The sequence below is a fragment of the Ferviditalea candida genome (assembly GCF_035282765.1).
Taxonomy (GTDB): domain Bacteria; phylum Bacillota; class Bacilli; order Paenibacillales; family KCTC-25726; genus Ferviditalea; species Ferviditalea candida.
In genome coordinates this window covers 44,557-56,586 of the sequence record NZ_JAYJLD010000014.1, presented here as the reverse complement: position 1 = coordinate 56,586, position 12,030 = coordinate 44,557, and the positions used below count along the sequence as shown (strand labels likewise).

Annotated in this window: 14 protein-coding genes; 12 read left to right on the top strand and 2 right to left on the bottom strand. The window is 52.6% G+C overall.

What is annotated here, in order from left to right; all coding sequences use genetic code 11:
- Window positions 1–14 precede the first annotated feature (14 nt).
- Together VF724_RS11130 and VF724_RS11125 are read right to left on the bottom strand one after the other, a co-directional pair.
- The gene (locus VF724_RS11130; protein WP_371754314.1) at window positions 15–281 is read right to left on the bottom strand and encodes a hypothetical protein; all 267 of its coding nucleotides are present in this window, start codon (window positions 279–281) and stop codon (window positions 15–17) included.
- 220 nt (window positions 282–501) lie between these two features.
- Window positions 502–963, bottom strand: coding sequence for a DUF2231 domain-containing protein (locus VF724_RS11125; protein WP_371754313.1), 462 nt, complete (start codon window positions 961–963; stop codon window positions 502–504).
- Window positions 964–1,182: 219 nt separating this feature from the next.
- Between VF724_RS11125 and VF724_RS11120 the strand changes: the two genes are divergently transcribed.
- From VF724_RS11120 to VF724_RS11065, 12 genes are all read left to right on the top strand, one after another.
- Window positions 1,183–1,827, top strand: a complete 645-nt coding sequence (locus VF724_RS11120; protein ID WP_371754312.1) for a stalk domain-containing protein — start codon at window positions 1,183–1,185, stop codon at window positions 1,825–1,827.
- Between the two features lies 1 nt (window position 1,828).
- Complete coding sequence (locus VF724_RS11115; RefSeq protein ID WP_371754311.1) at window positions 1,829–2,425, top strand: hypothetical protein; 597 nt, start codon at window positions 1,829–1,831, stop codon at window positions 2,423–2,425.
- Window position 2,426: 1 nt separating this feature from the next.
- The gene (locus VF724_RS11110) at window positions 2,427–3,398 is read left to right on the top strand and encodes an FAD:protein FMN transferase (RefSeq protein ID WP_371754310.1); all 972 of its coding nucleotides are present in this window, start codon (window positions 2,427–2,429) and stop codon (window positions 3,396–3,398) included.
- A gap of 3 nt (window positions 3,399–3,401) precedes the next feature.
- Entirely contained in the window at window positions 3,402–4,013 is a 612-nt protein-coding gene (locus VF724_RS11105) for a ferric reductase-like transmembrane domain-containing protein (RefSeq protein WP_371754309.1), read from the top strand.
- A complete protein-coding gene (locus VF724_RS11100) occupies window positions 4,010–4,702 on the top strand; it encodes a response regulator transcription factor (protein WP_371754308.1) in 693 nt (230 codons plus the stop codon). Before VF724_RS11105 ends, VF724_RS11100 begins: the two co-directional genes overlap by 4 nt.
- Complete coding sequence (locus VF724_RS11095) at window positions 4,680–6,047, top strand: sensor histidine kinase (protein ID WP_371754307.1); 1,368 nt, start codon at window positions 4,680–4,682, stop codon at window positions 6,045–6,047. The genes VF724_RS11100 and VF724_RS11095 overlap by 23 nt, the downstream gene beginning before the upstream one ends.
- A 314-nt stretch (window positions 6,048–6,361) precedes the next feature.
- Window positions 6,362–7,459 (top strand): ABC transporter substrate-binding protein, encoded by a 1,098-nt coding sequence (locus VF724_RS11090; protein WP_371754306.1) that lies wholly within the window; start codon window positions 6,362–6,364, stop codon window positions 7,457–7,459.
- A 135-nt stretch (window positions 7,460–7,594) separates the two neighbouring features.
- Complete coding sequence (locus tag VF724_RS11085) at window positions 7,595–8,449, top strand: ABC transporter permease (protein WP_371754305.1); 855 nt, start codon at window positions 7,595–7,597, stop codon at window positions 8,447–8,449.
- Window positions 8,446–9,246 carry an ABC transporter permease gene (locus VF724_RS11080; RefSeq protein WP_371754304.1) on the top strand — a complete coding sequence of 267 codons (801 nt, stop codon included), beginning with the start codon at window positions 8,446–8,448 and terminating at the stop codon, window positions 9,244–9,246. The genes VF724_RS11085 and VF724_RS11080 overlap by 4 nt, the downstream gene beginning before the upstream one ends.
- Window positions 9,247–9,258: 12 nt before the next feature.
- Window positions 9,259–10,314: an ABC transporter ATP-binding protein gene (locus VF724_RS11075; protein ID WP_371754303.1), complete on the top strand. Its 1,056-nt coding sequence runs from the start codon at window positions 9,259–9,261 to the stop codon at window positions 10,312–10,314.
- 12 nt (window positions 10,315–10,326) lie between these two features.
- Window positions 10,327–11,103, top strand: coding sequence for a DeoR/GlpR family DNA-binding transcription regulator (locus VF724_RS11070; RefSeq protein WP_371754354.1), 777 nt, complete (start codon window positions 10,327–10,329; stop codon window positions 11,101–11,103).
- A gap of 96 nt (window positions 11,104–11,199) precedes the next feature.
- Window positions 11,200–12,018 carry an alkaline phosphatase family protein gene (locus VF724_RS11065; protein ID WP_371754302.1) on the top strand — a complete coding sequence of 273 codons (819 nt, stop codon included), beginning with the start codon at window positions 11,200–11,202 and terminating at the stop codon, window positions 12,016–12,018.
- Window positions 12,019–12,030: the final 12 nt, after the last annotated feature.

Sequence of the window (12,030 nt, the reverse complement as noted above, 5' to 3'; positions counted from 1 at the left end):
GATGAAGGGTGGATTTAGTATTGCTGCTCCAGCAAGGAGAGCTGCTGCTGGATATGAGGCGGCAGCGGCGCTGCCGGAGTCGGCGTCGGCATGGGTGTCGGCAGCGGCATGGGACTGGGAACAGGCACAGGCCATGTTCCGGGGAAAGCTCCGGGAAATAAAATCGGTCCTAATAATTCCCCCCATTCCTGCTGAGAAGTCCAGGGGGCGGATGGAGCAGGGACGCCGGGCTGCTGTGTTTGATAATGAGGTTGAGAACCGGGTGACGGCATAAAGGCCATATGAATAAACACTCCCTTAAAATAATCTGGGTGAACCCTACATTATTATGTGGAAGCCCAACCGATGGTGTCGGGATGCTCGGATTCAGTGTTCCAATCCCGGACCATACCGCCGATCAGGAATAAATCGGCATTGTATGCAGCCAAAAGAAATAACGTCAGCTTTTAAGCTGACGCTGCTTTGTTTGGTCTAAGATTCAACTCCGGAAAATTCAAAAGTTTAATCCCTGTCCCCGTTATTCTGATCGTTGGTCGTGTTCTGATCTGTTACATTAGCAGGATAGACGATTTTTCCTCCGTAATGGCCCGTCACAGAGATCAGTCCGGCTCCCGCAATAATACAGGCGAGCAGGACAGGAGTCAGAATTTTGAAGTTGGGACGGCGATATCGGAAATATTTAAGAACAATCGCCAAGCCAAAGACGGCCAGTGACAATAAGGCGAGATTCTCATGGGTGTGGATCAAACCGCGCGCGGCATTCAGGTTCGCCTCGGCGTACTCTTCGGCGCCATCCCCCGTCATATACGCAGCCACTCCGGTGATGAAGCCTCCAACCAATAGATAATTAGCCATTTTTTCAAAAAAATCTGGTTTCCAAATTGCAATGATTTGCGCAGCGGCTCCCAGAAGGAGCATAACGATCGGAAAGTGGACGATAATGGGATGTAAGGGTGTAGACATGGTAAATCCTCCTATCCAAAATATGTGTATATGGACTAGTCTATATCATTAGACTGAAAATAAACTGAAAAAAATATTTTTCTTGTGCGAAGTGTTGAAAACTTCTTTCATCAAGGAAGCCTTGAGGCGATTTTTTGTTTTTCAGGCTTTTTTCATGGAGCATGGGTTAGTATGGGTTGCAGATAAGCTGATAATGCAAAATGGGAGGAGAGAAGGGACATGCGTCTTTTGAAACGTAAAAAGCTGCTCACGATCGGAGTGATGCTGCTCGCATTGACGGCTTTTCATGGAGCCGCAGTATACGCAGACCATGACGGGGATCATGAATCTTATGAGGAGCGGCAGTTGTGGCAGGAAAGTCCGGGGTCGTATGGAGAATATCAAAAGGAAGATTATGAAGAGGGAGAATACGACGACGACCGGAATTCATCCGGGCAGACGGAAGGTACATATCCGGGGGCGGCGGGATATAATCAAGGGACTTCTGCCCAAGCCGTACTATTGGATGGACAGCCTGTCAGCTTCCGTTTCCCGGGCAGCATGCTGCAAACGGATATGATTGTTGCCGTCAGCCAAGGAGAAGTGCTTGTTCCCGCTGAGGTTGTGCTGGATGGATTGCAGATCCCATACGTCATTTACAGCAAAGGCGATATTCTTGAATTGTTTGCCAATGGACACCACGTCATTTTTCATACAGATAAGAACACAATCTACGTGGATGGCTTGAAAAGCTTTCTTCCCGCAGCGCCATTTTACCGCAACGCCTTATACTATATTCCGATTAATGTGCTTGCGGATGTAATGGGGGATAAACTGGAATGGGATCCAAACACAAACTTGCTGCAGATGAGAAAGGGTGGTTGACATGGCTGCAAAAAAATGGCCCAAATGGTTGATCGGGATCTCCAGTGTCGTTTCGTTTACCGGATTTTTGTATGTGGCACAGGGACATCAAAGCGGCGGGAATGCGCAGGAAATTTCCGATCCGCCGACGAATAATGCGAATTCCTCGGCAGGAGGCGTCGATACTATAGGGTCGATTCCGCTTTCCGCCAACACAGCGCAGCAAAACGGCCAAGACGGCGGAAGCACAATCAAAACGTTTGTGCATTCCAGAGCGGAATTTTCGGAGATTGAGGGTTTATCCGCGGAAGCCAAAGCAGAGCGCGAAAAAGAGCTGGAACAGCTGGATTGGGATTCGACAGGGGGAGAAACGGCAAATATCCCGCCTGTAACGGTAACCACTCCGGCGTCAGGCAAATCCGCCGCCCAAGCGCCGAAGCCGACGACAGCAACGACCGCGCGCAAATCGACGAGTGTGCAGGCTCCGAAGTCAACGCCGAAGCCATCGGCTGCCGTACAGGCCCCTACGCCGACGCCTACGCCGTCGGCGATCGTCCCAACACCTGCGCCCGCGCCGGCGCCGGTGTTCAGAAGCGACCGTCGGAGCAGGAGGTCTTGAAATGAAGCAATCGGCGAAGGGGGAACGTTATCCCGGCATTGAATTCCGAGCGATGAATTCGCTTATGGCCGTTATCGGGAGAACGGATACCCCGCTGCCCTATTGGCAGAGGCCGGTGATCCGATGGTTCGAGGAAGTCGAGCAAAAGGCTTCGCGGTTTCGGCCGGACAGCGATCTGTCCAGATTGAACCGATGGGCTCCGGGTGAGCCTTGTCAAGTATCGCCGACGCTGTATCGTCTTCTGCGAAAGGCATGGCAGCTGGCCGTCGATACGGATTACCTGTTTCAGCCTTTTGTCGGTTCCGCGCTCAAGCGGTTGGGCTATGACCGCAGCTTCGAAGAAGTCCTCGGCGCAGGCAGCTCTCCGGGAGCAAACTTCGTTGGCGAGGGAAGCTTTCATCCCATTATGGAAGAGGATGCGCTTCAATTCGACGAGACGGCCTTCACGGTCACTCGCCGCAGTGAAGCGGAGCTTGACCTTGGAGGTGTCGGCAAAGGCTGGTCTGCAGACGGCGCGGCATCCTTCATGCGCCGCGAATTTGGAATCACCTCCGGACTGGTGGATGCGGGAGGCGATCTGCGCGTATGGTCGGACGAGGATCCGTGGTGCATCGGCATTGAGCATCCGGAGGATGAAGAAACGGAAATCCTGCAGCTATGGATTAACGACGCCGGAGTGGCCACCTCGAACGTGCTGCACCGGCGTTGGAAGCAGGGCGGCCTTATCCGCCATCACATTCTGGACGGAAGAACCGGACTGCCTGCGCAAAGCGACGTGATTCAAGCTACCGTTTTGGCCCCGAGAACCTGCGAAGCGGAGGTTGCCGCCAAAATCATCTGCATGCTTGGGGCCGATGAGGCCGTATCTTGGATGGAAACGCATTTTCCGCATCACGGCTATGTCATGGTCAAAACGACCGGTGATATGATCATGAATCAAAAGCTGTACGATTATGCGATAAAGGTGGTGTGAATGATGCTCGAATGGTTTTCCACCTGGAGTGTCATCAAAGCTTCAGGCCTGACATCCTACTTGTTGCTTTTCCTGTCCGTTTCACTTGGCATGTTCAGTTACGGAAAGCTGATGAAGCCCAATATTCGAGGCAGCTTGCTGATCATGCATCAGCTGTCGGGCTGGATCGGCTTTTTGTTCGGGCTGCTTCACGGACTGGTGCTGACCATTGATTCCTACCAACCGTTTTCTTATAAGGACGTTTTCGTTCCGTTCGCGGCGGAATATCATCCGCTGTCCTCGGGGCTGGGGACGATCGCATTGTATCTTTTTGTGATCATTTTGGTGACGTCGGACTGGATGAAGAACTTTGGGAGAAAGGTGTGGCGGGCCATTCATTACTTAGCGTTTCCGGCCTTTGTGCTCTCGCTCGTTCATGGATTGGCGGCGGGCTCGGACACGAAGCAATTATGGGCCCAATTGTTTTATTTGGGTACGGCCGTGCTTTTTCTTATTTTTGTTTATATTCGTGTTCAATATGCAGCCGATTCGTCGCAAACGTCTCAGGAATCGGCTTCCACTGAGAATCTACGGCGGGCTCGGACGAAATCTGCCAAAAGGAGCGGACAAGCGTGAGAATCTTGCTGGCTGAAGATGACCTCAAATTGGGAAAACTGATTGTGCATATGCTGAAAAAACAATCCCATGCCGCAGATTGGGTAACGGACGGCAGGGAAGTAGCCGATTATGCGGATGCCGGCGATTACGACCTGCTGATTCTGGATTGGATGTTGCCGGGCAAGGATGGCGTCACTATCTGCAAGGAGCTGCGGGAAGCGGGCTATGACAAAGGGATTCTCATGCTGACCGCGCGGGACGCCCTGCAGGATCGGGTTGAGGGACTGGACGCGGGTGCTGATGATTACCTGATGAAGCCTTTTGAATTTGAAGAACTGTTTGCACGCATCCGCTCTTTATCCCGAAGAGTGCAGATGCCGCTCTCCGAGTCGATCATCGAAATCCCGCCGTATACCCTGAATGTGAATGAGCTTACCTTGTATCGAAGCGGGGAAGCCGTATCTTTGACCGTCCGGGAGTTTCAGCTGATGGAGACGCTGATGCGCCGAAGGGGCAAAGTGATTCCGAGAGAGGCCTTGGTTTCGCAAATATGGGGGCTGGATGCGGAAGTGACCAGCAATTCACTGGATGCGCTCATCAAGCTGCTGCGCAAAAAATTGGAACCGGATCCGCATATTCAAATTCAGAACGTGCGGGGAGTCGGCTACAAGCTGGAGGTTGCCGATGTTCAAAAAAACCCGCAATAGGCTGACTTTGTTTTTTGCCGGGATTATGATTGTATTCATGATTGTGTTCAACGGGATCAGCTATCTGATCCTTTCTTCCATTATTTACAGTGAACGGGAAAAGGAAATTCAGTTCCTTGCGGAAATGCAGGTAGAGGAGCACACGCGCGAATTAATCGCAGCGAACCCGCAGGCCAGCCGGAATGTTGATCGAAAGAATGAGGGACATGATGAGGAGAACAAGGAGCATGAGGATTCGGGACAGGGACGCGAAAAGACTCCCAAGAACAAGCTGATCCTGCGCCCGTTTTATTATGTCCTTGACCGTTCGGGGAATTGGGTGGCGGGCGAGCAGCCTTCGCAGCTGAATAAAGATCGAATCGTTCAGCAATTGAAGAAATGGATTCCTAAAAGTGAAGAAGTTAAATACCTGGATTACCGAACGAAATCTCAGGGAGAAATGCATCTGCTGTTTGCGGGCAGACCCGTTTATGTCAATGGGAACTATATGGGAAGCGTGTATACGGGAGCGGATATTTCACAGCAAACGGAAATTTTCAAAAAACTGATGATGATTTTGAGCGTCATGTCGGGCTTGTTTTTTGTGGTTTCCGTGATGCTGGGTTATGCGATGTCGGGCAGGGCGATGATTCCGATTATCCGCTCATTTCAACGGCAGCGGCAGTTTGTGGCGGATGCCTCCCATGAACTGAGGACTCCGCTCAGTGTGCTGCAATCCTCTCTGGAAGTGATCGAGGATGAGGAGCGGGGACGAATGGGGCCGTTCAGCGTGCAGGTGCTCGACGATATGAAGGATGAGGTCAAGCGAATGTCCGCGCTCGTCGCGCATATGCTCACATTGGCCCGAGCGGATGCCGCGGAAATTCAACTGCAAATCGAAGAGTTCCCGCTGGTTGAGGAATTGGAAAAGCTCATGAGACGTTTTCAGCCGCTTGCGGCCGAAAAAGAACAGCAGCTCATGGTGGAAGCGGAGTCGAATCTTCAGGTTCGCGCGGATCGCGAACGGATTCGCCAGCTGCTGATCATCCTGATCGACAATGCGATCCAATACACGCCTGAAGGGGGAAGCATCCGGGTAGCGGTTCAGCCGAAGGGCGATATTCTGACGATTTCCGTGTCAGATACGGGCATCGGGATTCCGGCCGAGAAGCAGAAGGACATTTTCGAACGATTTTATCGCGTGGATCCTTCCCGTTCCCGGTCCGCAGGCAATGCGGGACTGGGGTTGTCGATCGCCAAGTGGATTGCCGAGTCGCACGGAGGCGCGATCAAGGTGGAAAGCGAACAGGGCAAGGGAAGCACGTTTATAGTAAGCCTGCCTATTCACCCGGTTTCCAAAACATAGAAATCATCCTAATGACAGGATGTTTTCTAGTACTCTGAAAATCAATCATATCGGTGCAATCCTATGGGGGGCGCTCTGTTGCATAATAGTGGAGTGCGGGTCCTCTATTTGTGGATGCCTTCATACGGGGAACCCCGACACTGAGCGGTCGGCGGTCCCTTTTTACATGTTATTACACATCACACAACCTTTACAATTAATCAAGATTCCGTTTAAATTCGGATAACATTCAGGGACTAAAGTGAAAACAGAAGAAAAACCACAACATATCACATGACATCACATTTAGGGTTTCGGGAGGAGTCGAAGGGGAAATGAAAAAACTTTTGAAGACAGGCTTGAGCTTGGTCGTGGTCTGTTCGTTGGCGGTCAGCCTGGCGGCTTGCGGAGGGAACAAGGAAGCCGCCTCCACAGTTGATGCAAGCAAGCTGTCTCTGCAGGATGTGGAGAGCAAGGCGAAGCAGGAAGGTCAGGTTGTCAGCGTAGGGATGCCGGATTCATGGGCAAACTGGAAGGATACCTGGGCGGATATGAAAACGAAATACAATTTGAACCACACCGATACGGATATGTCGAGCGCGGAGGAAATCGCCAAGTTCGAAGCGGAAAAAGACAAGCCTACCGCCGATATCGGCGACGTAGGGATTGCCTTTGCGCCCGTGGCGGTCGCCAAAGGCGTAACGCAGCCGTTCAAGCCTTCCCACTGGGACGAAATTCCCGATTGGGCCAAGGACAAGGATGGAAACTGGATGGTCGGCTATCAAGGAACGATTGCCTTCTTGACGAACAAAAATTTGGTTAAAAATCCTCCTAAAAGCTGGGATGACTTGCTGAAGGGCGATTATAAAATCGCGGTGGGAGATGTGACCAAAGCGGCACAGGCGCAAATGGCCGTGCTTGCGGCAGCGATGGCTTTCGGCGGCAATGAAGGCAACATTCAGCCGGGGATCGATTTTTTTGAAAAGCTGGCCAAAGCCGGACGGATCTCTTCCGTGGAGCTTTCGGTAGCCAATATCGAAAAAGGCGAAATTCCGGTTGCCCTGGTTTGGGACTTCAACGCGCTGGGCTACCGCCAGCAGATCAACAAGGATCAATTTGAAGTGACGATTCCTTCCGAAGGAAGCGTTGTGAGCGGATATGCAACCATCATCAACAAATACGCTCCGCATCCTCATGCAGCGATGCTTACGCGTGAATATATCCTCAGCGATGCCGGTCAGATCAATCTGGCCAAAGGCTTTGCCCGCCCGATCCGCGACAGCGTGAAGCTGCCCGACGATGTGGCGAAAAACATGGTGCCTCTGGAGCAATACAAAAATGCAAAACCTGTGACGGATTATACGAAATGGGATGCAACCTCCAAGCAGCTGCCGCAGCTGTGGCAGGAAAAAGTGCTGGTTCACATCAACTGATGACACGCCGATGACCGGAAACGTCCAGGTTCATAAAGCGTGAAAAAGGAAAGGAAGATTCCGAGAGGTCTCTTCCTTTCCTCCATGTTCAGCTTGCCGCATTACGAGAGAGCCTTAGGACGAAGGAGGCCCCTTATGAACCATAACAAACGGCTGAAAGCCATGCTGCTTATGTCGCTTCTTCCTTTTGCAGTCATGGTGCTGAGCTTTGAGCTGCTCCCGGCCCTGATGATGATCGTCGACAGCTTCCGTGCGGACGGCGGATCGCATTTGACCTTGCGGCAGTATTTCACGGCGTTGAGCAATCCGTACTATTTGAAGGCGATCTGGAACAGCATGGTGATCTCTCTGTATTCAACCGTTGCCGGCATCGCGGTGGCGCTGTTGATGGCATATTCCGTCACCCGGCTGTCGGAACGGGTCAGAGACGGGATTATCCTGTTTTCGAACATGACGTCGAATTTTGCGGGTGTGCCGTTGGCCTTCGCTTATATCATTTTGCTGGGAAACAACGGAATCATCACGATTCTGCTGAACAAGTGGGGTTGGGATGTGTTTTCCGGTTTCAATCTGTACTCTTGGTCGGGATTGGCTTTAGTCTACGTGTATTTCCAAATTCCGCTGGCGATTCTATTGCTCTATCCTACCTATTACGGCATTAAAGAGCAGTGGATAGAGGCTTCGGCATTGCTAGGCGCTTCCCGGATGCAGTTCTGGCGGCACATCGGGCTTCCCATTCTGCTTCCGGGTGTGACGGGCACGGCGAGCATCCTGTTCGCCAATTCCATGGGCGCCTATGCGACCGCTTATGCGTTGGTGGGCGGGAATTATAATTTGCTCGCCATCCGGATCGGCTCGCTGATCGCCGGGGACGTCATCACCCGGCCCCAGCTCGGAAGCGCCCTTGCGGTGCTGCTGGGGCTGCTGATGCTGGGCTCGATGTGGCTGAACGAGCGGATGATGCGACGAATCAGGAGGGACTTGACATGAAGAAGCGGTCCTGGGTTCATCCGCTGCTGATGGTTCTGCTCATGATCTACTTATTATCGCCGCTGGCGGCAACGCTGCTGTACTCCTTGGCGGGGGAATGGCAGACGACGGTTCTTCCCGAGTATTGGACGCTGCATTGGTTTGCGGACATGCTGCAGGACCCGAGATTTACGGGGGCGCTGCTGCGGACGCTGCTGGTCTGTACGGTCACCGTGGTGCTGAGCATGCTGGTGATGCTGCCTACCATTTTTATCGTGACGGTGTATTTTCCCCGTTTCGAACGCCTGTTGAACGCCTTGGTGCTGCTGCCGTACGCCATCCCCCCGGTGGTGGCCGCTGTGGGCTTGATTAAAATCTATTCATCCGGACCGATCGTCATCTCCGGTACCGTTTGGATTTTGATCGGGGGGTATTTTGTCTCCATCCTTCCCTATATGTATCAGGGCATCCGCAACAGTCTGCGCACGATCCATGCCGTGGAGCTGCTGGATGCGGCCGAGCTGCTCGGCGCAAGCAAAATACAGGCGTTCCGGCATGTGGTGTTTCCGAACATACTGCCGGGAATCATGGTCTCGATGCTGCTCTCTTTTTCCGTGCTGTTCGGTGAATTCGTGCTGGCCAACCTGTTGGTCGGCGGCCATTTTCCGACGATTCAAATCTATCTGTATCAGCGGCTGAGTGAGAGCGGGCATTTGGCCAGCGCGATTGCGATTACCTATTTCATTGTGGTTTTACTTGTTTCCGGCGTTCTGCTGAAGCTGAGCAAATGGTTTTTCAGAGCGCCGAGGCTCGGATAGGAGGCACAAACAATGAGCTTCGTGCAAATTGAAGGAGTCACCAAACAGTTTGACGGTTCGGCCGTTCTGAATGATTTTCAGCTGAACATTGAAAAAGGGGAGTTCATCACCCTGCTGGGGCCGAGCGGGTGCGGCAAAAGCACGCTGCTGCGGTGCATCTCCGGATTGACGGAGTTTGAAGCCGGCCGAATTGTATTGGACGGAGAAGACATCACCGGACAGCCGGCGAAAAATCGCGGCGTGGGCATGGTTTTTCAATCCTATGCATTGTTTCCGAACATGAGCGTATTCGACAATATCGGCTTTGGCCTGAAAATGAACGGCAGCACGAAATCGGTCATTGCCCGGCGAGTGCTGGAAATGCTGGAGCTGGTCGATTTGCAAGATAAAAAGGATGCCTATCCCCACCAACTGTCCGGTGGACAGCAGCAAAGGGTGGCGCTGGCGCGTTCGCTGGCCGTTCAACCGAAGCTGCTCCTTCTCGATGAGCCGCTTAGCGCCCTAGACGCCAGAATCCGTAAAAATCTGCGAATGGAGCTGCGGCAAATTCAACAGCGGCTGCAAATGACCATGATCTTCGTGACGCATGATCAGGAGGAAGCGCTGATGATCTCCGACCGGATCTGTGTCATGAACGAGGGAAGGATTGTACAGACCGGGACACCGGAAGAAATCTATACCCGTCCGAGAACGGAATTTGTGGCCCGGTTCATCGGAAATTACAACGTGCTTGAACGAGCCCGGCTGGAGAAATTGATTGTCGATTTCGACGGCGCGGCGCCTGAAACGAAGGAGCCCGATGCCACTTTTGCCATCCGTCCGGAAGCGATCCGGATATTTCCCGGGGGATGGCCGCGGGAAGCTGCAGGTGACGGCTGGAGATTGGCGGGAATCTTGTCGGGCGTGACGGTTCTCGGCAATGTGCTGCGCTACGCGGTCGATGTGGACGGGCAGGAATTCATTGTGGATGTGCTGAATGACAAAATGCTGGAGTGGGCCCGGATCGGCGCTCCCGTCCACTTGTTGATTCCGCATGAAGAATGCAGAGCGCTGCATAAGGTGGTGTAGAGAGATTTGTCGGTGTTGTCGGAAGAACGAAAAAGAATGATCCTTGACCTCCTGCAAAGGGACGGGAAAGTCAGCGTGATTCCGCTTTCCAGGGAGCTTTCGGTTTCTGCGGAAACCATTCGCAGGGATCTGGATGTGCTGGAGAAAGAAGGCAAGCTGCATAGGGTTTATGGCGGGGCTACGAACGTTCGCATACAAGGGGATGAACCGCCTTACATTCAAAGGCAGTCCCAGTTCGCGCAGGAAAAGGCGCAGATCGGGCGAAAGGCCGCAGGGCTTATTGAGGATGGAGACCATGTCGTGATCGATGTGGGAACCACCACTTTGGAAATGGCTAGGGCGATTCAGGGAAAAAAAAGGCTGACAGTATTGACCAATTCTTTTCCGGTGGCTTCCTATCTGATGGAATCCTTGAAGCAAGAGCGCTTTACGGGAAGGGTGATTTTGCTTGGAGGAGAGTTGAATCCGCAGCAGTTGTCGATCAGCGGCGAGCTTTGCCAGCAGATGATGAAGCAGTTTCGAGTGGATAAAGCGTTCATCTCGGTCGGCGGCGTCTCTCTGGAGGAAGGAATAACGGATTACGATGTGCATGAAGCTCTCATGTCGCGCATGTTTGCAGATGCGGCCAGAGAAGCGATTGTTTTGGCCGATCATTCCAAAATAGGCGTGAATACGTTCATCCGAATCTTTCCGCTTGAAGCCGTCGGCACGATCATTTCCGATGCGGCGTGTCCAAAGGAATGGACAAGGCATTTGAAAAAAAACGGTGTTGTTTGGATAAAGGCCTAGCTTCTGTCGGCATATGCTTACACTGTGCATCTCCTTCAAAGACGCTATATGTATGCGGAAGCGCAACAAATGAACACATCAGGGGAGGAAAACCAATTGAACAAAGTCATTATGATCGTATTGGACGGATTGCGCCGCGATACGGCGCGAACTCAAATGGGGTATGTCAACCATCTCGTCGAGTCTTCTAAAGCGTCTTATTATAAAGTGCAATCGGAGCTTCCCAGCTTGTCCCGGCCGCTTTATGAGGTGTTGCTGACCGGCACGCCGAGCTCGGTCAACGGAATTACGGCCAACCATATCGTGAGGCTGTCCGACCGGAAAAGCATATTTCATCTGGCTGGGGAAAAGGGCTTGAAGACGACTGCAGCAGCCTATTATTGGGTAAGCGAGCTGTACAATCGGGCCCCGTTTGATCGGATTGCGGATCGGGAGCAGCATGATGGTAATATGCCGATCCAGCATGGTAAATTTTATTTTGAAGATTCGTATCCCGATTCCCATTTGTTTGCCGATGCGGAAGTACTGCGCCGTCAATGGGATCCCGATTTTCTGCTGATTCATCCGATGGGGATCGACGACGCCGGCCACCGTTTCGGCTCGGACTCAAGGGAATACCGGGCGAAAGCGCTGGAAGCGGACTCGATTCTGGCCACTCTGCTGCCCGGCTGGATGCAGCTGGGATACACGATTCTGATCACGTCCGATCACGGGATGAATCGGGACGGCTATCACGGCGGCACGGGACCGGACGAGCGGGACGTTCCGCTATACGTCATAGGCACTTCCTTTGAACCCGGCATATATGAGGAAACGATTCCCCAATTGGCCGTTGCTCCGCTGGTTTGCAATTTGCTATCGCTGCCGCTTGCCGAAGGAATGCTCCGGTATGCCTTCCCGGGAGTGCGATTGTAAGGTTGTTCGGTG